Below are 25,198 nucleotides of genomic sequence, written 5' to 3' on the forward strand. Positions count from 1 at the left end.
TTACCTTCCAAGCTTATCGCTCTTTTTTTGTTTGTTGCCATGTCGATCTAGCACTTTTTTTAAATCAGCGTGCTCATCTTCTTCTTTGCTCAACCGATCTTCTATATAGTAGTCAATGACATTTTTCTTTTTCTGGATTTTGCCATAGACTAACTTTTCGACAGTGACATTAATAACGCCACCCAAAATAATCAATTTAGCAGCTAAATTCAACCACAGAATAAAAATAATGAATCCTCCAAGAATACCATAACTATTAATCCGTCTAAAAAAATAATTGATGTATAAGCTAAAGAATTGCGTCACAATCATCCACGACATTGTTGTAAAGATTGCTCCTGGAATAATCGTTCGTAAGTGAACTTTGGCATTAGGTACCCAATAGTAGAGCATAAATAGGATAACCAATAAAATCACAGATGTCACAGGCCAACGCAACTTGATAAATGTCGCTAAGATATCTTGTGGCAATCCGAATCGTGGCAAGGCATACTCCAATATCGTTTGACCAAAACCCATAAAAATCAATAGTAAGGAAATGACAAATAATAGGAAGAAAACCATTAAAAATGAAAAAATTCGCCGTAAAAATTGCATTTTTTGCTTAGGTATGCCGTATGCTTTGTTTAAACTAATTTGAATACCATTAATGCCTTTACTAACAGCCCAAAATGTCCCGATAGCTGAAACAGATAATAATCCACCATTGCTTTTAGCTAATAAATTTAAAATAGTATCCTTTAAAATCAAATAAATATCAGCTGGCAACAGCTCTTTGATATAGGGTAAAATATTTTCCTGACTAATATGCAGATATGGCAAGATATTTCCCACTGCAATTAGCAAAGGGAAAAAAGCCAATAATAAATAATAGGTGATAACAATTGAGTAAATCGTCATTTCCGCTTGTTTAAACGTCGTAGTAAATTCTTTCGCTGCTTGTTTAAACGTTACTTTATTCCCTTCACTAGACATAGGCTTCCCTCATTATTTCTGTTCTGTTAAAATTTGTGGGCCATCTTTAGTAATGGCAATAGTATGTTCATACTGACAACTCAATCCACCATCTCGAGTCCGAGCAGTCCAGCCATTATCATCCATTTTCATTTGCCAAGTTCCAGTATTTACCATTGGTTCGATAGTGATAACCATACCTTCTTTTAAACGCAAACCTTTTCCTGGTTCACCATAATGTGGCACTGATGGCGCTTCATGAATCGTTGGTCCAATACCATGACCGATAAAATCACGGACAACTCCAAGTTTTTCACCTTCAACGTATGTTTGGATAGCGTGACCAATATCGCCAATTCGATTGCCGACTTGTGCTTGCTCAATTCCTAGATATAAGGCTTTTTTAGTCACTTCCATTAAGTGATCGATTTCTGGTGTTGACTTACCGACAACATATGACCAACAAGAATCGCTCATTGCACCTTTTAAATCAATACACATATCGACTTTAATTAAATCGCCGTCTTTTAATTTTTCTTTACGTGGGAAACCGTGACAAATTTCATCATTAATACTGCAACACGTCGCATACTTATAGCCTTCGTAACCAATTTGTGCTGCGATCCCACCATGCTCTTCAATCATGTTACGAACGAAGACCTCAATATCCCAACTCGTAATCCCTGGTTTAATAAAACCGCGCAGCGCTTCATGGACACTTGCGAGTAATTCACCAGATTCTCTCATCATTTCTATTTCACGCGGTGATTTTAATGTAATCATTTTTACTTCTCCTCTCAATCAATACACATAACAGTCTTATTTTAGCACAAAGCTAGGTTCAGTCCAACCAATCATTCTGAGACTTTAAGAAAATGTCCTGAATTTCTTTTCATTGTTTTTCGGAACGTATCTGTTATAATTTCTTTAGATTTATAAATAAAAGGAGGCTCGTGTGAATGGCACTTGCTAAGATAGTCTATGCCAGTTTAACTGGGAATACTGAAGAAATTGCAGATGTTGTTTGTGAAGCATTAGAAGATTTGGGTCTAGATGTTGAAATGAATGAATGTACTCAAGTTGATGCAGCAGATTTTGAAGATGCTGATATTTGTATCGTGGCAACTTATACTTATGATGACGGTAATCTACCTGATGAAATAATTGATTTTTATGAGGAATTACAAGAACTTGATTTAACTGACAAACTATATGGCGTCGTTGGTTCTGGTGATTCTTTTTATGATTACTTTTGTAAATGCGTAGATGACTTTGATAAAGTCTTTGCGGCAACCAATGCCAAAAAAGGAGCAGAATCAGTTAAAGTGGAATTAGCTGCTGAAGAAAATGATATTGTCGCCTTAGAAGCTTTTGCAAAAGAGTTAGTTAGTAAACTGGGTTAGAGGACAATAAAAAAGCATAATCGTTTTTTAACGATTATGCTTTTTGTTTACATAGTTAATGCCATATTTGGATTGCTTTCAGAAAATTTCACACAATTTTCTACTATCTGGCTGATTTCTTCCTGTGTCGGATGAATTCTTTCAGATGAAATGAGTGACGCTAAACCTGTTACAATAATAAACATCCCAATGAACAATGATTCTTTTTGCTCATCACTTAAATTAACGTATTTTTCATCATTATTAATTTTTTCATAGTACAAGTTATGCGAAAATTTATTTAAATCTTTCCCACCATCATGATTTTCAACAAACAGTGACCGATATAAAATCTTTTCCCTTTTAGCAAACTCTAAGAAGTTCAGACATATATCTAATAGTGCGTCCCCCGTCACAACTTTAGAAAATACATCATCCGTTAAATATTTTTCAATATCTCTTAGAAATGCCTCACGTAAATCTTCCATATTTTTGAATTCTAAGTAAATTGGTTGCGTCGAGCTTTTCATTTTACTAGCAATATTACGAGCAGTAAAACCAGAAAATCCTTCAGTAGCGATTACTTGATACGTTGCATCTAAAATATGTTCCCGCGTAATTGTTTTTCTTCTTGCCATTTTTGTTTCCCCCTTTAAAATCTGATAGTAAAAATTTCGTGAAATTATCTACCACCATGTGAACATTGTATCATCAATCGTTACTTAAAAAAAGATGTTCTGTCAACTTTTTTGTCTTTTTAACAAAAAGTTAATGTTATACTATGACACTTTAAACAGATATAGAAATTGATACCCCTTTATAATTGTGCTATCATGATTTATTATAAATCACTTAAAAAGGAGTTTTTTTTATGACAATCAATCAATTCGATTCACTTTTAAGAAGTTATGCTCAAGTCATTACCAAAGTCGGTGTTAACGTCCAAAAATCTCACACTGTTGTGGTAACTGGTCAAGTGGAACAAGCACCTCTTGTTCGCTTAATTGTCGAAGAAGCCTATAAATTAGGTGCCAAACAAGTCATCACTCAATGGCAAGATGATATTGTTAACCGTCAAAACTTTTTATATGCCGATGAAGAAATTTTAACAACTGTTCCTGACTATAAAATTAGCGAAATGCATGATTGGTTAGATAAAGATGCTAGCCGGATTAGCATTGTTTCAAGTAACCCGGATGCTTTCTCAGGTGTTGACTCTCACCGTCTAGCTGAATTCCAAAAAGCGTCTGGCAAAGCAATGATGCCACTACGTCAAGCTACTCAAGCTAACAAAATTAGCTGGTTAGTTGTCGCAGCTGCTGGTAAAGATTGGGCAGCGAAAGTTTTCCCTGAATTAGATTCTAATGATGAGCAAGTTGACGCATTATGGACTGCCATCTTTGAAGCAACACGTATGTTTGAAGAAGATCCGATTAGTGCTTGGTATGCACATGAAAAATTACTGCAATCAAAAGCGGAAGAATTAAATGCTGAACAGTTTGATGCTCTACATTACACTGCACCTGGCACTGACTTAGTAATTGGCTTGCCTGAAGGACATATTTGGGAAGGTGCTGGTAGTAAAAATGCTCGCGGTGAAACATTTATCGCTAACATGCCAACAGAAGAAGTTTTCACAGCTCCCGACCGTTTACGTATTGATGGTGTCGTGTCTAGTACGAAACCACTTAGCTATTCTGGTACAACAATTGAAGGTATGGTTTTTACCTTCAAAAACGGTAAGGTCATTGAAGTCACAGCTGAAAAAGGCGAAGACGTCTTGAAAAAATTACTAGATACAGATGAAGGTGCGAAAAGTCTAGGCGAAGTTGCCTTAGTTCCAGATAGCTCACCTATCTCTCAATCAGGTATTGTGTTTTACAATACATTATTTGATGAGAATGCTTCAAATCACTTAGCCCTTGGTTCTGCTTATGCGTTTAATCTTAAAGGTGGAACTGAAATGACTGACGACGAATTGGAAGAAGCTGGTCTAAATCGTAGTCAAACTCATGTTGATTTTATGATTGGCTCAGACAAAATGTCAATTGATGGTATCAAAAAAGATGGCTCACGAGTACCAATTTTTAGAAATGGTGAATGGGCTTAAGGTTTAATATTTAAGACAAGTGCCAATGTAACGTTTAAAACAGACGTTACGTTGGCTTTTTTTGTACTTAAAATGAGAAATTCTCTCAACAATTTTTTATTTCTAGCCTTTTATTATATAATGGGTAATAGAATACAAGAAAGGAGATTATTATGAAAAAAATAATCGCGTTAGGAAAAAAATATAGCAATTACCTGAAAGTTATTTTTGTAGCTTCGGTAGTTCTAATCGTCATCCATGAATTAAAGGCGATTGCTAAGACCATTTCATTCAACCAGCTAAAAGATATTTTTGGCACGCTATCGTGGGAAACTATTTCACTAATGGCAATCATTGGACTTATTAGCGTTGTACCGATGTTAGGTTACGATATTATTTTAACCAAACTCTTAAATGTTGATGTTAAAAAACGTTATCTTATCGAAAGCAGTTGGATGATTAATACCACTAATAATATTGTTGGTTTTGGTGGGTTAATTAGTATGGGACTTCGATCACAACTTTATGGGCAAGGAAAACGTAATAAGGATGTTATTCAGGCTTTATCAAAAATTTTGCTCTTATTGATGGCAGGTCTTTCCGTTTATAGCCTACTAGCGTTAGTTTTAGTATTCTTTGGGCATACTACGGACTATGTAGAACAATATTGGCCTTGGCTATTAATCGGTGCCTTATACTTCCCAGTCGTCTTTGTTGTTTCCATTATCAAAAAAGATGACTATGTTGGCAACATGACCTCTGAAACACGCCTGGGCTTACTATTAACCTCATTTTTAGAATGGACTGGTGTTGCCGTTAGTTTTATTCTGATTGGTAAATTGATGGGGATTCATTTTTCGACTTGGCAAATCTTACCAATGTTTATCGCAGCATCCGTCATCGGAATTATTTCTTTGATTCCTGGAGAATTAGGCTCATTTGACGTTTTAATGATTTTAGGATTATCAGCGATGGGGATTTCTCGTGAACAAGTCGTCGCCTGGATTTTACTTTATCGGTTGTTCTACTATATCATTCCATTTTTAGTAGGTATCTTATTATTTGGCCGAACACTTAGCAGCCAATTAAACGACCGGTTTGAAGGAATTCCGGCTAAAATAACTTCCCAAGTGTCACTGAAAATAATTGTGTTTCTTATGTATTTTACTGGTTTTATGCTTTGTCTATCCGCGACAATTCCACAAGCTTTCATTGATCACACATGGTTGGTTCGCTTTGATCCATTCTACTTACCGATTATTTCACAATTCCCGTTACTCTTTATGGGTGCTGCATTCTTTATGATTGGTAGAGGCTTATCAAGTAAGATAAAACGGGCTTTTGTTCCAGCTCTAGTTGTACTCACACTCTCTATGCTCTATAGTGTTTGGCAATATTTCTACTGGCCATTTGTCATCTTTGTCTTAATTTTATTTGCATTAGCTTTTCTTGCTCGTCCCGAACTGTACCGAAAACAATTAATTTACTCTTGGGAAATGATGACGAAGGATGGAATTTTAGGCTTTGGTTTAGTTATTCTATATCTTATCGTCGGCTTCGTTACAATCAGAACACACATTTTCCATCACCATTCTAATCAGTCAAACTTTTTTATTTTCCCTTCGGATAAATTGTGGTTTGCTGGTTTAGTCTCAATCGTTATTATTTTTACCTTTATCTTGTTGTTAATGCGCTATTTTGAAAACAAGCGCGTTGTTATTGGCGACGAGTTGAATGACGAACGTGTTTTATCAGTTCTAACAACTTATGGTGGAAATACCGATAGTCAACTAGTCTTTTTAAATGATAAACGGGTCTATTTCTACCAAAATGCACAGGGTGAGGATACGGCTTACTTACAATTTGCGATTTATCGTGACAAATGTATTGTGATGTCCGATCCAAGTGGTGACTCTGCTGACTTTAAAGACTTACTGCTAAACTTCATTCAAGAGTGCGACGTGTATGGTTACTCCCCAATTTTTTATGAAGTATCTGAAAGCATTGTTTTACAACTGCATGAAGCTGGTTTTGGCTTTATCAAAATGGGTGAAGATGCACAAGTTAGACTACAAGACTTTACAACTACTGGTAAAAAGAAAAAAGGCTTACGTTCTGTGATGAATCAAGTCACCAAAGCTGGATGTACAATGGAAATGATTCATCCACCATTTTCAGCTGAAACAATGGCTGAATTACAGGCTGTCTCTGATGACTGGTTAGGTGGACGAACAGAAAAAGGCTTCTCACTTGGTTTCTTTTCTGAAGACTATTTACAGCGTGCTCCAATTGCAGTAGTTAAGGATAGTGAAGGTGCGATTGTCGCATTTGCTAATATTATGCCAACCTATACGGATGATACCATTACCATTGATTTGATGCGTTACAGCTCAAAAGCTCCTTCTGGAATCATGGATTATCTATTTATTTCGCTATTTGAACAATTGCGTGATGATAATTACCAACTATTTAATTTAGGCATGGCACCCTTCTCAAATGTTGGGACGACAAAATATAGCTTTGTTCAAGAACGAATTGCCTTTCTGATTTATAAATATGGCAATCGCTTCTATTCTTTCCAAGGTTTACGTGCCTACAAAGAAAAATATGCTTCTTTCTGGCGTCCACGCTATACTGCTTATTCTCGTCATGACTTCTTGGCTTATGTGATGTTATCACTTCTTTTAAACGATAATCGTCCTGTTACCAAAAAATCTAAAAAGAAAAAGAAAAAAAATTAATTAATTAAACTTAATAGACCAACAGACTGACAATATAAAGTTGTCGTCTGTTGGTCTATTTTTAGCGTAAAAGCAAGATTACATTCTTTCTTTAATGCCTTTTTTAATTAAAAACCAATTCATTGGATATGCTGTACAAAAACCGATAAGCATTGCGATTTGCATCATGAACCAAAAAACGGGTGTGTTTGCTTCAATACTACTACCAAACCAATTTGGGAATAACCACAACTGACAAAAAGCAACGGTTGCATACATACCCACTTGCCAGGCTGTTAATGATAACGTATCAGCTTTGATGGCAGCTTTAATTCCTTCTTTACGTCCTAGGTGTTTCATTGGCACGATAGCCAAGTATTGGAAAGTCACACCAATGATATAAGCTAGAACAAATGCCCAGACAAATCCAGCATAAAGCCGTTCTTGAAATAACCAGTGATACCCACCAATCACATATAAACTGGGGAAGAAAAATAATAAAGTTTCAATCATTAAATCAGCTAACGTACATCCTGCCCCACAATGACAGGTTCCAACAAAGACAGAAACTGGCATAGGTGATGGCGTCATATCAGACATATCCATTGGCATTGACTGATTGGTGGCACCCTCGGTCATTGTCATTTTCATCATAGAGTCATTAGATATCTCTTTCATTGACCCCAGTGATACTTGACTCATCGTCGTGTGTTTTTTCGCTTGAGGTCTGCCCCATTTTTGATAAGCTAAGACCCATAGTACAGAACCAAATAGTGTTGTAATCGGCCAAACATAAGTCATTACTTTCATCGATTGCGGATGTTTCCGAACATCATAGCTCACATAGATAAATGACACAACTGATAAAGCAAGACTTATCCAAGCAAGTATAACCAACCAATTAGGTATTGTTGATTCATTTAACATAGTATTCAACCTCTTTCTATACAATAAATCATCTTTAAATCTTATAAGATAATTATATATAGAAAAATAACGTTAGAACACTGATTTTTGTCTATTTACACGAAATTTTTGTAAAAAACGCGCCCGATACGAATTGAACGTACGACCTATCGCTTAGGAGGCGATTGCTCTATCCTACTGAGCTACGAGCGCTAGTTATTAAATCAACAGGGCTATTTTCTCACTAAATGGACAGCTTGTAAAGAGAAAAAAGATGGCTTTTGATCGCCATCTCTTTATTTGGGTTCTTTATTCCAATGAACCCCTTTATTTTTTTGTTTTTTGGTTCGGTTTTTCTTTTTCTTAGGTTTAACTGGTGTATCTGGCTGTTTATTAGTCACTTTTGATGCTGATTTAGCTGGGCGACTTTTGGGTTTCACCGTCTTAGGTGCCAAGACATCCGTTGCTAAAACTTCCGTTTCTACTTCAGACTCACCATCAGTTGGACGCTCCGTTAAAATTTGACCATGCGCTGCAAAGACCTCAATTAGTTCGCGATCAATTTCACGCATGATTTGTCTAAGGTTTCTTAACTCACGCTCATTGACTAAACTGATGACCATACCATCTTTTCCCATTCGACCAACACGACCAGCACGATGGACGTAATTTTCAGCCATTAACGGCACATCATGTTGAACGACATAATACAAATCACTAAAATCTAAACCACGTGCTCCAATATCGGTTGTTAATAATAAAGGCAAACGATTATTTTCAAAATCTTTAATAGCCGCTTTCCGTTCTGTTTGATGTTGATCAGAGGCTAATGTCGCATGAGACACATCAAAGTAATCCATTCTTTCAGAAACCGCACCTAATTCACTTACTTGATTAAAAAATACGAGAGCCTTAAAGTTAGGTGTATGGACTAAACGACGTAAAACGTCCGAACGTTTACGGCTTGGTGTTAGGATATAGGCATGCTTAATCGTGCCTTTAGTAGTGTCTTCCTTTGTCACATCAATAATCAGTGGTTCCGAAATAAAAATATGGTCTAACTCAGGAATGACAGCTTGACCTGTTGCAGATACTCCAACGATTTGGATATCTTTTTGCATTGATTTGATAATACTTTTAGCCGCATTGTATTCTGTCTGTGCCACTAAATCATCAATTTCATCAAGTACCAATGTTTTAATTAAATGTGCTTTAATACGTTTTGTTTTAATTAATTCTAATACCCTACCTGGTGTGCCAATAACGATTTCTGGTCGTTTTTTCTTTAAGCCTTCTACTTGGCGTCGAAGATTTGCACCACCTAAAATGGTTTGGACATTCAAGTTTAATGGCTTGGCCCATAAACGGGTCACTTCTGCTACCTGGGCAGCTAATTCTTGCGACGGTAATAAAATTAATAATTGGTTACCCTCATTTGGTACCAATTTTGCTAATAATGGTAATAAATAAGCAACGGTTTTCCCAGAACCTGTTGGTGAAATACCCAATACGGATTGATTGCTTGTTAATGGTTCGAACATTTTTTCTTGAATTAATGTTGGTGTTTGGTAACGTTGCTTTTCCCATAGTTCTTGCCAATTATCTGGTAATTGATTTTTCATGCTTTTTTAACTTCCTCACTCAATTTCTTATTTGTCTGCTTCAAACACTATATCATTTTGTTCGCGAATTGTCGTCATAATTTCGTGAACTTCTCGGCATAGCCCAATCCAATCTTGGTAACGTTTTTGCTCTTTGACACCATATGGATGCGTAATAATCTGACTAAACGCTCGTGCTTCGTCAATCATTGGATTTTCTTCTGGTTGAACGGCTAAACTGTGCTCAACCGTGCCATCTGACTTGCGTTTTTCATAGAGAATTTCTTCAATTGAATTAACCGCATCTAAACGAATCGTACCATCTGTTAAATAAATTTCTGATGGCAAATAGCTGTTAGCATGTTTACCTGTCATCATTGTGACGTCGAATGTTGGATAACGGAAAATCAAAGTTCCCATTACATCTACTCCAGTATCAAGTTTGCGGTCAAAATAAACGACCTCATCAGGACGACCAAACCAATCAACTGCAGCATAAATTAAATACACACCTAAATCCATTAATGCTCCACCAGAGTAAGTAGCTGAAAAAATATTAGGATTAGTTCCCTCTAAATAAGCATCATAGCGAGATGAGTATTTCATAAAGGTTAAATTAGCTCCGATAATTTTTGACTTGTCTTCTGCTAGTAATTTTTTTACCGTTTGAAAATTCACTTCATGTAGATGACGTGCTGCCTCGAACATAAAGACTTCTTTATCTTCTGACAAATTTATTAATTCTTTCAATTCACGGCTATTTGAAGCAATCGGTTTTTCAACAATAACATTTTTCCCAGCTTCCATCGCCTTCTTGGCTTGCTCATAATGCAAACTATTAGGTGAGGCAATATAAACAACATCAATCTCCGATGATTGAAAAAAAGCCTCTAAATCAGTAAATAATAACAATTCTCCAGCATTAGAGTAATGATCAGCAAAACGGCGTGCTTTAGCTTCATGTCGTGAGTACACTGCAGTCAGTTGATATTCCTCACTTTTCAAAGCCGCCTCCACAAATTCATGAGTAATCCAATTTGTTCCAATGATTCCTAGGTTTAACATATTTTGGCACACACCTTTCAAGTATTTAACATTTGATGTCACAAATACACTGAGTATCAAACGAGGGTTACACAAAAAAATGACAATTTTTCTGTCATTTTTAATTATAACAGAAAATAAGTTTTGCATAAATCATTCTGCTATTCTCGATTAAATGACAGAATAGTTAGACAACTTTTTTATATCACGAAATCGCCTTGTTCTTTTTCAGTCTCCTTAATGATTAATTTAACTCCTCTATTTTTACCAAGCAGTCAAGGAATGATTCTATACAATGACCACTAACTATGATAAAATGTACTGAGTATCAAAGGCTAATTTAGCTTTTGAAATAGACGGTGAATGAATAAAGAACCATTGATAGTGTATATTATTTGTGACTGCTTATGCATAATCATAGGCTTCTTTAGTCAATCATAGCTAACCAATTACTATTTATTAAAGGAGATATATATATGATTTTTAAAGTTTATTATCAAGAAGACAAGGCTTTTAGCCCACAAAGAGAAAAAACAAAATCACTTTACATTGAAGGTGAATCAGACGTTGCTGTACGTCGTTTAATTAATAAAAATACCCCTTACAATATCGAATTAATTCAACTACTTGAAGGCAATCATTTAGAATACGAAAAAGAAAACGCTGATTTTACATTAGTGGAGTTTGAATAATAATGAAAGTCCATATAAAAAATAACGAGACTGGTATTTTTGGTCTCGGCGGACTTGGTGAAATTGGAAAGAATATGTATGGGGTCCAATTTCAAGACGAGATTATTATTATTGATGCAGGAATTAAATTCCCAGAAGATGAATTATTAGGGATTGATTACGTTATTCCTGACTACCATTATATTTTAAAAAATTTAAATAAGGTCAAAGCGCTCGTTATCACTCATGGTCATGAAGATCATATTGGTGGCGTGCCTTTCTTACTAAAACAAGCAAATATTCCAATTTATGCTGGTCCACTTGCTTTAGCATTAATTCGTAATAAATTAGATGAGCATGGACTGCTAAGAGATGCAGAATTACATGAAGTGAATGAGAATTCTGTTATCAAATTCCGTAAGACAACTGTCAGCTTTTATCGGACAACGCATAGTATTCCTGAGGCAAATGGTGTTGTTGTCAAGACTCCATCAGGAAATATTGTGTATTCGGGAGATTTTAAATTTGATTTCACGCCTGTTGGAGAGCCAGCTGATTTACACCGAATGGCTCGCCTTGGTGAAGAAGGCGTTCTTTGTTTACTATCTGATAGTACCAATGCTGAAATTCCTGAATTCACTAAATCAGAAAAATTAATTGGCGAGTCCATTTTACGAATCGTTGAAAAAGTTGATGGGCGGGTTATTTTTGCGACATTTGCTTCAAATATCTTCCGTTTGCAACAAACTTGTGAAGCGGCTGTTAAAACAGGACGTAAAGTGGCTGTTTTTGGTCGGAGTATGGAAAATGCTTTAGTAAATGGACGAAGCCTTGGCTATATTACTGCTCCCGAAGAAACGTTTATTGATGGTCGTGATATCAATCAATATGCTGCCAATGAAATTATGATTTTATGTACAGGATCACAAGGTGAACCGATGGCTGCTTTAAGTCGGATTGCTAATGGAACTCACCGTCAAATCTCAATTCAACCAGACGATACTGTCATTTTCTCAAGTTCTCCAATCCCTGGTAACACAACAAGTGTGAATCGCTTAATCAACTTGTTATCAGAAGCTGGTGCCAATGTCATTCATGGGAAAGTTAATAATATTCATACGTCTGGTCATGGTGGTCAACAAGAACAAAAACTGTTATTACGTTTATTAAAACCAAAATACTTTGTTCCTGTGCATGGTGAATATCGTATGTTAAATGTTCACTCGCAATCGGCTCAAGCAACTGGAATCCCAAAAGAAAATTGCTTTATTTTGGGTAATGGTGATGTGTTAGCACTAACTAGTGACTCTGCTCGTCGTGCTGGTCACTTTAATGCCGATGATGTCTATGTCGATGGTAATGGGATTGGTGATATTGGCAATATTGTTTTACGTGATCGACGAATTTTATCTGAAGATGGCATTGTTTTAGCCGTGGCAACTGTTAATTATGCCACGCAAACAATCGTTGCCGGCCCTGATATTCTATCACGTGGATTTATTTATATGCGTGAATCAGGTGAATTAATTCAAGAAACACAACGGCTACTATTCAATGCTATTCGTAAAGCACTTAAACGACCAAATTGTGACGAAGCCATGTTAAATGAAGTCATCATTAGCGCCGTCCAACCTTTCTTAATCGAAAAAACTGAGCGTCATCCAATGATTATTCCAATGGTTTTAGAAGATCAATCATAAACTTAAAAACACCTTAGTTGGTAACCAACTAAGGTGTTTTCTGATTTTATTTATTCTTTTTTTGCTAAACAATCTGGACACGTTCCGTACAACTCTAAACGGTGCTCATCAATTTTAAATCCAGTTAATTGCTCAGTCGCTGCCTCAACATCTTCCAAACCTGGATAGAAAACATCAACTACTTTTCCACATTCACGACATACAGCATGATAATGTCTAGTCGAAGTAAAATCAAATCGACTTGATGCATCACCAAAAGCCATTTCCGTTACAAAACCAATATCAGTAAATAAACGCAAATTATTATACACAGTTGCGACACTCATATTTGGAAAGCGATGCTCTAGATGCTTATAAATTTCATCAGCGGTTGGATGACTATCACTTTCAACTAGATATTCTAAAATAGCATACCGTTGTGGTGTAATACGAATATCTGATTGTTTTAATTGTTCAACAACTTTTGTTACAGTTGGATTGGACATATTCACATCACCCTCATCTATTCTTTATGACTTTATATTACTATCAAATTCACTAAATAGCAAGGTGATAATTAAACCTAGGCGTCATAGATGCCGACTGATAGGTAGCGTTCACCATTATCAGGTATAACCGTTACAATGTTCGATTTAGCCCCCATTTTATCTGCTAATTGTTTCGCAGCAACTAGAGCTGCTCCTCCTGAAATTCCTGCAAGAATTCCATCGGTCTGTGCAATACTACGTGCCATTTTGAGAGCTTCTTCACTTGAAACTGGTAAGACTTCATCAATCAAGTCTTGATCTAGCACATCAGGTACAAAACCAGCACCAATTCCTTGGATTTTATGTGGATGATGTGTTCCACCACGTAATACTTCGGATTCACTCGGTTCAACCGCATAAATTTTCACATCAGGATAAACTGCTTTTAGTGCCCGTGCGACACCAGTTACCGTACCACCAGTTCCAACACCTGCTACAAAAGCATCGATTTTTTCACCAGCAAAAGCATCAATAATTTCAGGACCCGTTGTTTTTTCATGTACATTTGGATTTGCTGCATTAGCAAATTGTAATGGCATAAAGTAACCATCTTGTTGTGATAGTTCAGTCGCTTTAGCAATCGCGCCTTTCATCCCTTCAGCACCTGGCGTTAAAATTAATTTAGCACCGTAGCCTTTCATCAATAATTGACGTTCTTTACTCATAGTATCTGGCATTACAATAATGACTTTATAACCCTTAGCTGCGCCAACCATAGCTAAACCAATCCCAGTATTACCACTTGTCGGTTCAACAATGGTCCCACCAGCTTTTAATAGACCCTCTTGTTCAGCTTTTTCAACCATTGCTAGTGCAATTCGGTCTTTAACGCTACCACCAGGATTAAAATACTCTAATTTTGCATAAACCGTCCCGCTAGTATCACCAGTGTTTTTCACAGCCACTAACGGGGTGTGACCAATTAAATTTGTAATAGTTTGAACTTTTTTCATACAATTACCTCCTACGGTTTATTTTATTTGTTTGTCTTCTTTTCCTTCGATAAATAAGATGTAGACAAACATACAGATTACTCCAATATTCAATGCGATATCCGCGACATTAAAAATCGGAAAATTAATAAATTCTACTTGGAACATATCAACGACGTAGCCAATGCGTAGGCGATCGATAAAATTACCTAATGTCCCACCAATGATTAAACTCAAGCCTATCGTTAACCACTTACTACTGTGGCGATTTTTATAAAGTAATGTTGGAAAAATAATCAGAGCTACCAATGTGATTAAAACAAGTACCCACATACGTCCTTCCAAAATACTCCACGCACCTCCACGGTTTTGAATATATGTCAATGACATAACCGGATTATGACCAATTGTCTCAAATAATGGAATGTTGGCAACTGTCCACCACTTAACTATTTGATCGACAAGAATGGTTCCTAAAATTACTAATACATAAACTAGCATAACTTCCCCCTAGACTCAATTCTGGATTAACAAATAGACTCGCTTCGTCATCTACTCATAGTATATAATATATCATATTATTTATACAGTAGAAGCATTTACGACAACGTTACGACTAAAAAAACAAATCTGTTTGACGGAACTTTTTTTTAGACTTATAATGGAGTTGTGTTAAATCTTTTTTATGGAGGAATGTGAAATGAAAACAGGTACTGTAAAGTGGTTTGACGTCAAAAAAGGGTACGGATTTATTTTATTTGGTGAAGATGATGAAGTATTTGTTCATTTTACAGCCATCGATCAAGAGGGATTTAAAACATTGTTTGAAGGGCAAACAGTCGAATTTGACATAAAAGAAGGCGCTCGTGGTTTACAGGCCTCTAATGTTAAAGTACAAGAAACACTATAACTAGCCTATGCTTAATATGACTATTTTACTAACTAAACACCCCATAACTAGCTCACGGAAGCTTTAGTTATGGGGCTTTTCGGCGTGTTTAAATTTGACCATAAAGCTTTCCATTAAACATGACTTGTTGATTAATAGTTTTTACGAAAGATTTTTTCGAGGGTGGCAACATTATATACGTATATATCTGATTATCAACTATAATCGTTACACCCATTTTACCAATTGAAATTTCACTAATTTCTGATATATCAATCTGATAACAATTTTTAGGTAAAATTGCATACACCTTTAATTGGTTACCAGTTAAAATCATTTTTCGTCTTGTTCCTAGATAGCCAATTATCAAAAAAATAATGAATGTCACGATACTAAATAAGTTAATGGCACCTTGGTGTTCCAACAAGCCAATGATACTTAAAAATAATACAACACCAGTCAGTGACCAGTAAATAACGGTACCGGCTAACTCTGGCTGGTATCTGAACATCTGAATTTTACTTGTGCTCATATTGCCCTCCATGACTATTCCCTATACAATGTCCTTATACTAACATATCTTGAACAAATAAAAAATAATAAAGTGGAGGTCTTATGCTAAAAATTTATATTGATGCAGCTACGCATCCGAAAAAAGAACAAAGCGCTGGTGGTATGGTACTTGTACATAATGGCCAACAGTCCCAATTGAAAATTCCACTGCTTGCTCCTAATAATCACTTAGCTGAATTTGAAATATTGGAATACGCCTTAACTTACTGCCTAACACATCATTTAGAACAAGAAACGATTTTCCTCTATTCTGATAGCAAGATTGTCGTCCAGTCCTTAGATAAGCATCACGTTCAAAACTCTGACTTCAAATCAATTTTTGAGAGAATCTTAGCCTTACTACCCAAATTCCCAATGTTACTAATCGATTGGATACCGGAAAAAAAATAAAGGCGCTGACCAACTCGCTCGACAAGCCTTACATAAAAAAATTGGTACCTAAAAAGAACAAAATAACACCTCTTCAAGTATTTTTTGTTATAATAAAGGATATTATACTTTGGAGGTGTCCACTTTGGGAACTTTAGTCTTTACTATTTATTTACTTAACTTTATTTTTGCTTTTTACCTTGTCTTTTATCGTGAAAAAGATACCTCAGTCACTTGGGCGTGGCTACTCTGCTTTATTATGGTACCAGTCGTTGGCTTTTTACTCTACATATTCTTTGGCTATGGATTAAAAGGTGAAGTCTTTGAAGACGTAAGAAACCAGTTAAATCAAGAATTTAAAGCACTCGATTTACCAGAAAATCGTCAACATGATCTTTATAATAATCGAGCGAGTGCACACGACAATCAATTACTAGTCAATTTTTTAGATGACTTAACCGACTTTCCTCTTACTCACTACAATTCTTTTGATTTGTACACTGATGGTAAGAAAAAATTTGATGCTTTAAAAGCTGATTTGGAAGCTGCTACTGAAACAATTCATATTGAATATTACGCTTTTGTAACCGATGAACTTGGCATGTCAATTGTCGATATTTTAACTAGAAAAGCACGCGAAGGCGTGGCAGTTAAGTTACTCTATGATGCACTTGGCTCAAAAGGTACCGATGTTAAAAAGCTAAAACCGTTAAGGGATGCAGGTGGCGAAGTAACGATTTTTATCACCTCACAACGCTCACTGAAATATTTCCGTGCCAACTACCATGATCATCATAAATTAGTGATTATTGACAGTAAAATTGGTTATATCGGTGGCTTTAACGTATCTGACCAATATGCTGGAACCACTCGGAAATTTGGCTATTGGCGTGACACCCATGTCCGTTTATATGGTCCGATTGTCTCCCTTATGCAATTAAAATTTTTGACTAACTGGAATGTCTCAGTTCCTAAAGAACGACGTGTCCAATTAACGCGCAATTTATTATTTGTCGATCAATCACTTGAACTGTCCGAAGGCGTTGATATGCAATTGATTTCTAGTAGCCCTGATAGTAATCGTCAGGAAATTAAATTAACGTTTATTAAAATGATTTTTGCTGCTAAAAAAAGAATTTGGATTCAAACACCTTATCTAATACCTGATGACTCTGTCATTGATGCATTACGAATTGCTCAAAAATCAGGAATTGATATTAAAATTATGATTCCTAATAAACCGGATCACCCTTTTATTTTTCGTGTAACACAATTTTATGCGGAAGTGTTGATTAAGGAAAATGTTGATATTTTTAGTTATCAAGGTGGTTTTTTACACTCTAAAGTCATGATTATCGACGATGATATCTCGATTGTTGGTTCTGCTAATCAAGATATCCGTAGTTATAAACTAAACTTTGAAGCAAGTATTGTGAGTTTTTCAAAAGAACTTAATCATGAATTATCACAGGCCTTTGACAAAGATCTACTCATCTCTGATCAATGGACACAACAAACATTTGATCAAATGTCTGTCTGGCTTAAATTTAAACAAAAAGTATCTCGTCTTGTATCACCTATTATGTAATCTATGATTTTGATAATAGCTATGAAAAGCTTTTGATTTCCGGTTAGACTCTAACATAGGAAGCAAGAGCTTTTTTAACGTCAGCTTGATATGCATTGTTACGGACACTTTGCTATACTGTATGTAATAACTTAATGATAGAAGGTGTACTCATATTGAATCGAAAGTTACTGTTCTTCAATTTAAAACTGAATCGTGACAAATTTATCAATACACATTTTTCAACTATTCAAATTATTTTTTCTTATTATGTCATCATGACATTTGTGGCATTTATTTTGCTTAATTTGTCTTTTTTTCAAAAACCGGGTGCAAGTGTCTCCTTCTTTGATACTTTTTTTATGGCAGTTAGTACAGTTAGCGTTACTGGCCTAAGCACTTTCAATATCCATGAAGTCTATAACCAACGTGGAATCGTCCTATTAGAAATTATGTTTCAAATTGGTGGATTAGGAATCATGATGTTTTCAACCTTTTTCTTTATTTTATCTAGGCGTAAAGTCTCGTTAAAACAACGACAATTAATTATGACTGATATGAATCAACCTCGCTTAAGTGGAACTGTGCGTTTAATTAAAAATACAGTTTTTACGCTAGTCATTATTCAACTACTGTTTGGGATTATCTTCGCTATTCGTTTTTACGTGAAAGGGCTACATCCATCGATTCCTGACGCTCTTTTTAATGGATTTTATCAGTCAATTTCTGCAGTAACTAACTCTGGGTTTGACGTTACTGGTGAATCAGCAACGCCTTATGCAAATGACTACTTGTTTATTTTTATTTTGATTTTTTTAATTATGATTGGTGGGATTGGCTTTCCAGTCTTAATGGAAGTTAAAGATTGGTTAATGTCAAAACGACAAAATCGTCGCTATCCATTTCGTTTTTCACTATTTAGTAAGCTTGCAATCAGTATGTATTTGATGCTTTTTGTCTCAGGTGCGGTTTTTATTTATTTACTTGAACGTCATCATTTATTTGCCGATATGTCTCCAATAAAACAATTAGCTAATTCATTGTTTTATTCAGCAACTACGAGAAATGCCGGGCTACAATTAAACGACTTATCCTTATTTCAAACACCAACTCTGCTTCTGTTCTCCGTCTTAATGTTTATTGGCTGTAGTCCAAGTTCTGTGGGTGGTGGTGTACGGACAACTACGGTTGCGATTGTCGGGCTCTACATGTTGTCATTTATTAAAGGTGAAGAAAATGTCAATATTTTTAGCCGTCGCATTAATAAACTCGACATTCAAAAAGCCGTTATCGTTTTAAATTTGTCCTTAACCATGTGTTTTATTGCCACCTTAGTCTTAGCAATTACCGAGAATCACTCACTCATCTCTATTATTGTTGAAGTTGCGTCTGCTTTTGGGACTACTGGTCTCTCGCTTGGAATTACTGCTGACTTAACAACAATTGGCAAAATCATTATCGCCTTACTTATGTTTATTGGGCGCATCGGTATGTTATATACCTTGATGATTTTTGTTCCAAAAGAGCGACAAGACCAAGGTTACTTGTACCCAACAGAACAAATTATTATTGGCTAAACAGGCTTTGACTTATTGAATGATAAAAAATCAACAATCATGGTATCCCAGAACGCGGTTGTTGATTTTTTTGCTTTAATTTTCAATAACTTCCTTTAAACCTATCTATTTAAAACAACACTTTTATACGGATTCGACCTACTGAGCTTTATTACTAAAAAGACTTTCTAATAACTTCTTAAATCGTCATATTTTTTTACCATTTTTTTCAGAATATGATATGATAAATTAGTTATTAATGTTGAGGAGGAAACAGTATGAGCATGCGTAGTGCTTTGGCAACTTTTGTTGGTAAATCGTCGCTTTGGTTTTTAAAAACTTTTTACAAAGGTGGCAGTAGTTTACCAGGTAAAATTGCCTTGAAAATTGATCCAAGTATTTTAGATTCATTGGCTAAGGACTATCAGGTCATTGTCATTACAGGCACCAATGGTAAAACGTTGACGACTGCTTTGACTGTTAATATATTAAAACAAGAATTTGGTGAAGTTTTGACCAATACAACAGGGGCTAATATGTTGCAAGGAATTGTTTCTACTTTTTTGTCAGGCAAAAAAAATAAACATGGAAAAAACTTTGCTGTATTAGAGATTGATGAAGCTAGTTTAAGTAAGGTCACTAAATTTATCAAACCCGAGCTCTTCTTATTTACAAATATCTTCCGTGACCAAATGGATCGTTACGGTGAAATTTATACGACCTATCAATTAATTGTCGATGGTGCAAGTCAGTCACCTGATGCGACAATTTTAATGAATGGAGATTTACCAATCTTTAATTCGATTGATACCGTCAATAAGCGTGAATACTATGGCTTTAATCACGAGCTAGACCACGAACAGATGGCACACTATAATACCGATGGTGTCCTATGTCCTAAATGTCAACATATTCTACATTATAAAATGATTACTTATAGCAACTTAGGTAAGTATTATTGTCCAAATTGTGATTTTAAACGCCCGGAATTAGATGTTGCCTTAACGGAATTACATGAAATCACCAATACTTCAGCGTCATTTTCAATTGAAGGTGACACATATGGTATCGAGGTTGGTGGTTTGTATAATATCTATAATGCCTTAGCTGCCACTGCTGTTGCTAAGCACTATGATATTTCAACTGATGCTATTCGAAAAGGCTTAGCTTATGATGAGAAAGTTTTTGGTCGTCAGGAAGTAATTAATATTAATGGTAAAAAATGCACCCTTGTTTTAGTCAAAAATCCTGTTGGTCTCAATCAGGTTATTGAAACGATGAAATTGGCACCCTATAATTTCTCATTAGTTGCTTTATTAAACGCGAATTATGCTGATGGTATTGATATTAGTTGGATTTGGGATAGTCAACTCGAAGAATTAGCTGCTTTAGATATCCCAGAAGTTGTTTCTGGTGGCGAACGCCATAGAGATATGACTTTACGTTTAAAAGTAGCCGGAATCTCTGAAGACCGTCTAACAGAAGTCACTTCTTTATCTGATGTTATTAAAAAAATTGACGATTTTTCTAGTGATCATGTTTATATTTTAGCTACTTATACTGCCGTCTTAGGGCTTCGTAAAGAATTAACACAACAAGGTTTTATTAAGGAGGACAACTAAGATGACACAACCTAACTTAAAAGTTTGCCACCTTTATGGTAACTTATTAAATACATATGGTGATAATGGGAATTTATTGGTATTAAGCTACTTAGCTAAAAAAAGACAAATCAATATGGATATTGAGATTGTTAGTATTTATGAAGAATTCGACCCGAAAAAATACGACTTCGTCTTTTTCGGTGGTGGACAAGATTACGAACAAGTCGTTGTCTCGCGTGACATTCAATCAAAAAAACAAGCCTTAATTGATTATATTGAAAATGATGGTGTCTTATTAGCTATTTGTGGAGGCTTTCAATTTTTAGGTGAGTATTATATTGGTGCTAAAGGCGAAAAAATTATGGGCATCCACGCCCTCCCTCACTACACAATTAGTCAAGAAAACAATCGCTTCATTGGTGATATTGAAATCTATAACGAAGAATTCGATGAAACATACTACGGTTTTGAAAATCATAATGGTATGACCTTTTTAGGAAAAGGCGAACGACCTTTAGGAATTGTCAAAAAAGGAAACGGTAATAATGATCAAGATAACACAGAAGGTGTGCGCTATAAAAACGTCTTCGGCTCTTACTTCCACGGGCCATTGCTTGCGCGCAATGAGAACTTAGCCAAACGTTTACTTGATTTAATTGTGACTAAAAAACAAGAAAAACTGTCTTGATCGAACTTTTTTATTATATAGAAACCCAACTATTACGCTAAAAACAGATTCAAACGTCTGTTTTTAGCGTTCTTTATTGAGCTTTGAGACTTTTAAAAAATAATATGTGTGATATAATTAAAGAGTATTAAATAAACTAACTATTAGAAAAGGTGTGAAACGATGAAAATCGGAATTCCAAAAGAAATTAAAAGCAATGAAGATCGCGTATCACTAACTCCCCCATTTGTTGGAGAACTTGTTGCGAAAAAGCATGAGGTATTCGTTGAAGCAGGCGCTGGCGTTGGTGCTGGTTTTGCTGATGACGCTTATCAAAAACAAGGAGCAACGATTGTTAACTCGGCTAAAGAAGCTTGGAATGTTGATATGGTTCTGAAAGTTAAGGAACCTTTACCATCTGAATATACCTATTTTAAAGAAGATTTAATTTTATTTACCTATTTACATTTAGCTCCTCAAAATGAATTGACTGATGAATTATTAAATAAAAAAGTTAATTCAATCGCTTATGAAACAGTTGAATTACCAAATGGTAGCCTACCATTACTAACACCAATGTCTGAAATTGCTGGTCGGATGGCTCCTCAATCAGGTGCTTACTTCTTGCAAAAAATGAATGGCGGTTCTGGTGTCTTACTAGCTTCAATTCCTGGTGTTGCTAAAGGAAATGTCGTCATTATTGGTGGTGGTAACGCTGGTATGAATGCTGCAAAAGTTGCTATCGGTCTAGGTGCCAAAGTCCGTATTCTAGATGTTAACCAAGCTCGTTTAGCTCAACTCGATAATATTTTTGGTAACCAAATTGAAACAGTTATGTCAAATGCTGTCAACATTGAAGAGTCTGTTAAAATGGCTGACTTAGTTATTGGCGCTGTATTAATTCCTGGACATAAAGCGCCAATTCTTGTAACAGAAGATATAATTAAACAAATGAAACCTGGATCAGTTTTAATTGATATTGCCATTGACCAAGGTGGGATTTTCGAAACAACTGATAAAATCACAACCCTTCAAGATCCAGTTTACATTAAACATGGTGTTGTCCATTATGCTGTTGCTAATATGCCCGGTGCTGTTCCAAAAACAGCTACTTTAGCATTAACAAATAATACTTTGCCATATATCATTCAATTAGCAGATAAAGGCTTTAAACAAGCTGTGATTGATAATGCTGCCTTAGCACATGGTGTGACAACTTATCAAGGTCATCTAACGAACGAAGCAGTCGCAAAAGATCAAGATAAACCTTATACACCAGTTGATAAATTAATAAAATAATTAGTTGACTATGAAAAAGATGAACCAAACAGTATCGTGTTTGGTTCATCTTTTTTCATATTTTTCTTTTTAGCGATTTTTAAGTCCAGGTTCTGACGCAATCAACTTTAAGTCACCTTCAAAACGCCAGCTATTAATTGTATTAGGCAGAATAAAATGAATGCCTTTAGCCAATTCATAAGGACTTGGGTCATCATCACAATACAGATAACCAAAACCATCAATGACACTCACAAGTGTATATGGTGCCGATTTTGTTAACTGTAAAATACCTTGAACGTCCCATTCAAAGACATTGAAATAGTCCGATTCAATATATTTAGTAATACTTGATGACATAATATTTAATTGATTAATCGCTAACTCTGGGACTTGATTAGGAACAGTCGTTACATCAAGCGATTGCTCAATATGGAGTTCGCGTGGATTACCCGCATCGTCTAATCGATTGTAATCATAGACACGATAAGTTGTGTCACTACTTTGTTGTGTCTCTAAAATCATAATTCCTTTACCAATTGCATGAATTGTCCCACTTGGAACAAAAAAGAAATCGCCACGTTTGACTGGTACACGACGCAATAAGGCATCCCACTCACCAGAATCAATCATTTCGCTTAATTCCTCTTTTGTTTGTGCGTGGTGACCATAAATAATTTCTGCACCTGGGTCGGCATCAATGATATACCAACATTCTGTTTTACCTAACTCTCCCTCATGCTTTTGTCCATAAGCATCATCAGGATGGACTTGAACCGATAAATCATCTTCCGCATCTAAAATTTTGGTTAAGAGTGGGAAAACTGGTTCACTTGAATTACCAAATAATTCTTGATGATTCTTCCATAAATCATCTAATCGTTGGTCCTGGAATTCACCATTTAAGACTGTACAAACTCCATGTGGATGTGCGCTAATTGCCCAACACTCTCCAATAGGACCAGTTGGTAATTGATAATGAAATTCCGTTTCTAATTTACGCCCGCCCCAAATTTTTTCTTGAAAGACAGGTTTTAAAAATAATGGTTCGTTCATCTTCGTCACCTCTTCTATAAAATCACTTACAGTATAACACGCTTTCTTTAGTCAGTCTTTCTTTTTTTGTATAGACCAATCAATTCATCACGTTTAGCTAAATAATCCAAGCGCTTATCAACCGGATGGACACGATTAGACAAAAAAATAAAAGCTTCTTGACACGCTAAATCAACTATCATAAACGTACCGGTATATCCTGTATGATATAAAACATTATGTCCTTTATGATCATCAAATAATAAATCCCAACCTAATGATCTATGTCCTTGTCGTGTGGGTGTCCAATCCTGATAAAGTCCCTCAATCGTTTTAGCTTGTAAAAAAACTGCCCCATCTGGCAATTGACCTCGTTTTAACAACATGTCGACAAATTTTATACTATCTTCTAACGTACTAAATAAACCAGCACTACCGCAAGAATCTTCTAGTACAAAAGCCTTTGGATCATGCACATCACCTTGAATTAACCCCCTATTTGCAGTTAATTCAGTCGGTGCCGCAAGTGTCTTGTCAACTAATTTAAATCCACTCTGAGTCATGTTAAGCGGTCTTAAAACCTCATCTATAAAAATTTGCTGTACTGGTTTTTGATATAACTGTTCAAGTAAAAAGCCAATTAATAACGTACCAGTATCGGTATAAACAACTTTTTGACCAATACTATCTCCCGATTTTAATTGTAACAAGGCTTGACGTAACTCTTGCTTATCTAGCTGAGCACGATTCTTAATATAAGGATTGATATCAGACGTATGTGTCAATAAATGACGCAACGTCACAGCAGAATCTGTCCAACCTGCTAGATAATTTGTTAGTGGCCGATTTAAATCAATCTGTTCGCTTTCTAAAAGCTTTAACAGGACAGTCGTTGTACAAACAACCTTAGTCAATGATGCCATATCATACCTAATATTGGGTGCAATTGGTTTTGGCACTGGTAAAATTTGTTTTAGCCCCTCATAATGACAATCAATTGTTGCGCCTTTAATAACAGCATAAGACGCTCCAGGAAATACTCCGTCATGACATAATTCTTTAATTTTTTGTTGAATTATAGGATACATATACTTTACTCCAATCAGTCATTATATTTATGTGACTATTTTTACA

The 25,198-nt window shown here is 35.6% G+C and carries 24 protein-coding genes and 1 tRNA gene; 12 read left to right on the forward strand and 13 right to left on the reverse strand.

Annotated elements, in window-relative coordinates; genetic code table 11:
* Positions 1 to 975, reverse strand: a complete 975-nt coding sequence (locus BW732_RS01945) for a YihY/virulence factor BrkB family protein (protein ID WP_077275210.1) — start codon at positions 973 to 975, stop codon at positions 1 to 3.
* Positions 976 to 987: 12 nt separating this feature from the next.
* A complete protein-coding gene (map, locus tag BW732_RS01950; RefSeq protein WP_077275211.1) occupies positions 988 to 1,737 on the reverse strand; it encodes a type I methionyl aminopeptidase in 750 nt (249 codons plus the stop codon).
* Between the two features lie 176 nt (positions 1,738 to 1,913).
* On the opposite strand from map, the gene BW732_RS01955 reads away from it, so the two are divergent.
* Positions 1,914 to 2,357, forward strand: a complete 444-nt coding sequence (locus BW732_RS01955) for a flavodoxin (RefSeq protein ID WP_077275212.1) — start codon at positions 1,914 to 1,916, stop codon at positions 2,355 to 2,357.
* Positions 2,358 to 2,404: 47 nt separating this feature from the next.
* Here the strand turns inward: BW732_RS01955 and BW732_RS01960 are convergent, their stop codons facing one another.
* Positions 2,405 to 2,974, reverse strand: a complete 570-nt coding sequence (locus BW732_RS01960) for a TetR/AcrR family transcriptional regulator (protein WP_077275213.1) — start codon at positions 2,972 to 2,974, stop codon at positions 2,405 to 2,407.
* A gap of 233 nt (positions 2,975 to 3,207) precedes the next feature.
* Between BW732_RS01960 and BW732_RS01965 the strand changes: the two genes are divergently transcribed.
* A complete protein-coding gene (locus tag BW732_RS01965) occupies positions 3,208 to 4,446 on the forward strand; it encodes an aminopeptidase (protein WP_077275214.1) in 1,239 nt (412 codons plus the stop codon).
* 152 nt (positions 4,447 to 4,598) lie between these two features.
* Positions 4,599 to 7,166 carry a bifunctional lysylphosphatidylglycerol flippase/synthetase MprF gene (mprF, locus tag BW732_RS01970; RefSeq protein ID WP_077275215.1) on the forward strand — a complete coding sequence of 856 codons (2,568 nt, stop codon included), beginning with the start codon at positions 4,599 to 4,601 and terminating at the stop codon, positions 7,164 to 7,166.
* 78 nt (positions 7,167 to 7,244) lie between these two features.
* Here the strand turns inward: mprF and BW732_RS01975 are convergent, their stop codons facing one another.
* From BW732_RS01975 to BW732_RS01990, 4 genes are all read right to left on the reverse strand, one after another.
* Complete coding sequence (locus tag BW732_RS01975; protein WP_077275216.1) at positions 7,245 to 8,072, reverse strand: DUF4396 domain-containing protein; 828 nt, start codon at positions 8,070 to 8,072, stop codon at positions 7,245 to 7,247.
* Between the two features lie 118 nt (positions 8,073 to 8,190).
* Positions 8,191 to 8,264 (reverse strand) — tRNA-Arg (locus tag BW732_RS01980).
* Between the two features lie 83 nt (positions 8,265 to 8,347).
* Positions 8,348 to 9,673: a DEAD/DEAH box helicase gene (locus BW732_RS01985; protein ID WP_077275217.1), complete on the reverse strand. Its 1,326-nt coding sequence runs from the start codon at positions 9,671 to 9,673 to the stop codon at positions 8,348 to 8,350.
* Between the two features lie 27 nt (positions 9,674 to 9,700).
* Positions 9,701 to 10,717, reverse strand: a complete 1,017-nt coding sequence (locus tag BW732_RS01990) for a Gfo/Idh/MocA family protein (protein ID WP_077275218.1) — start codon at positions 10,715 to 10,717, stop codon at positions 9,701 to 9,703.
* Between the two features lie 455 nt (positions 10,718 to 11,172).
* Between BW732_RS01990 and BW732_RS01995 the strand changes: the two genes are divergently transcribed.
* Positions 11,173 to 11,388 (forward strand): DNA-dependent RNA polymerase subunit epsilon, encoded by a 216-nt coding sequence (locus tag BW732_RS01995; protein ID WP_077275219.1) that lies wholly within the window; start codon positions 11,173 to 11,175, stop codon positions 11,386 to 11,388.
* 2 nt (positions 11,389 to 11,390) lie between these two features.
* Complete coding sequence (gene rnjA / locus BW732_RS02000; RefSeq protein WP_077275220.1) at positions 11,391 to 13,067, forward strand: ribonuclease J1; 1,677 nt, start codon at positions 11,391 to 11,393, stop codon at positions 13,065 to 13,067.
* Between the two features lie 50 nt (positions 13,068 to 13,117).
* On the opposite strand, the gene BW732_RS02005 is transcribed toward rnjA, so the two are convergent.
* The 3 genes from BW732_RS02005 to lspA form a co-directional block, all read right to left on the reverse strand.
* The gene (locus BW732_RS02005) at positions 13,118 to 13,552 is read right to left on the reverse strand and encodes a Fur family transcriptional regulator (RefSeq protein WP_077275221.1); all 435 of its coding nucleotides are present in this window, start codon (positions 13,550 to 13,552) and stop codon (positions 13,118 to 13,120) included.
* A gap of 77 nt (positions 13,553 to 13,629) precedes the next feature.
* On the reverse strand, positions 13,630 to 14,547 hold the full coding sequence (gene cysK / locus BW732_RS02010; protein WP_077275222.1) for a cysteine synthase A: 918 nt from the start codon (positions 14,545 to 14,547) through the stop codon (positions 13,630 to 13,632).
* Positions 14,548 to 14,565: 18 nt separating this feature from the next.
* Positions 14,566 to 15,027 (reverse strand): signal peptidase II, encoded by a 462-nt coding sequence (gene lspA / locus BW732_RS02015; RefSeq protein WP_077275223.1) that lies wholly within the window; start codon positions 15,025 to 15,027, stop codon positions 14,566 to 14,568.
* A 199-nt stretch (positions 15,028 to 15,226) separates the two neighbouring features.
* Here lspA and BW732_RS02020 point away from each other — a divergent pair, with 199 nt between their 5' ends.
* Positions 15,227 to 15,436: a cold-shock protein gene (locus BW732_RS02020; protein WP_077275224.1), complete on the forward strand. Its 210-nt coding sequence runs from the start codon at positions 15,227 to 15,229 to the stop codon at positions 15,434 to 15,436.
* A gap of 88 nt (positions 15,437 to 15,524) precedes the next feature.
* Here the strand turns inward: BW732_RS02020 and BW732_RS02025 are convergent, their stop codons facing one another.
* Positions 15,525 to 15,947, reverse strand: a complete 423-nt coding sequence (locus BW732_RS02025; protein ID WP_077275225.1) for an EbsA family protein — start codon at positions 15,945 to 15,947, stop codon at positions 15,525 to 15,527.
* A gap of 83 nt (positions 15,948 to 16,030) precedes the next feature.
* Here BW732_RS02025 and BW732_RS02030 point away from each other — a divergent pair, with 83 nt between their 5' ends.
* The 6 genes from BW732_RS02030 to ald all read left to right on the forward strand — a co-directional run bounded on the left by BW732_RS02030 (position 16,031) and on the right by ald (position 23,050).
* Positions 16,031 to 16,378, forward strand: a complete 348-nt coding sequence (locus tag BW732_RS02030; RefSeq protein ID WP_077275226.1) for a reverse transcriptase-like protein — start codon at positions 16,031 to 16,033, stop codon at positions 16,376 to 16,378.
* Positions 16,379 to 16,502: 124 nt separating this feature from the next.
* Positions 16,503 to 17,945, forward strand: a complete 1,443-nt coding sequence (gene cls / locus BW732_RS02035; RefSeq protein WP_077275227.1) for a cardiolipin synthase — start codon at positions 16,503 to 16,505, stop codon at positions 17,943 to 17,945.
* A 155-nt stretch (positions 17,946 to 18,100) separates the two neighbouring features.
* Entirely contained in the window at positions 18,101 to 19,501 is a 1,401-nt protein-coding gene (locus BW732_RS02040; RefSeq protein ID WP_228414957.1) for a TrkH family potassium uptake protein, read from the forward strand.
* Between the two features lie 257 nt (positions 19,502 to 19,758).
* Positions 19,759 to 21,102: a Mur ligase family protein gene (locus BW732_RS02045; protein WP_077275229.1), complete on the forward strand. Its 1,344-nt coding sequence runs from the start codon at positions 19,759 to 19,761 to the stop codon at positions 21,100 to 21,102.
* A gap of 1 nt (position 21,103) precedes the next feature.
* The gene (locus tag BW732_RS02050; protein ID WP_077275230.1) at positions 21,104 to 21,772 is read left to right on the forward strand and encodes a type 1 glutamine amidotransferase; all 669 of its coding nucleotides are present in this window, start codon (positions 21,104 to 21,106) and stop codon (positions 21,770 to 21,772) included.
* 162 nt (positions 21,773 to 21,934) lie between these two features.
* Entirely contained in the window at positions 21,935 to 23,050 is a 1,116-nt protein-coding gene (ald, locus tag BW732_RS02055; protein WP_077275231.1) for an alanine dehydrogenase, read from the forward strand.
* A gap of 69 nt (positions 23,051 to 23,119) precedes the next feature.
* Here the strand turns inward: ald and manA are convergent, their stop codons facing one another.
* Positions 23,120 to 24,085, reverse strand: a complete 966-nt coding sequence (gene manA, locus BW732_RS02060; RefSeq protein ID WP_077275232.1) for a mannose-6-phosphate isomerase, class I — start codon at positions 24,083 to 24,085, stop codon at positions 23,120 to 23,122.
* Positions 24,086 to 24,132: 47 nt separating this feature from the next.
* Positions 24,133 to 25,152, reverse strand: coding sequence for a serine hydrolase domain-containing protein (locus BW732_RS02065; protein WP_077275233.1), 1,020 nt, complete (start codon positions 25,150 to 25,152; stop codon positions 24,133 to 24,135).
* Positions 25,153 to 25,198 lie beyond the last annotated feature (46 nt).

Origin of the sequence: Vagococcus penaei, assembly GCF_001998885.1 — a bacterium.
Taxonomy (GTDB): domain Bacteria; phylum Bacillota; class Bacilli; order Lactobacillales; family Vagococcaceae; genus Vagococcus; species Vagococcus penaei.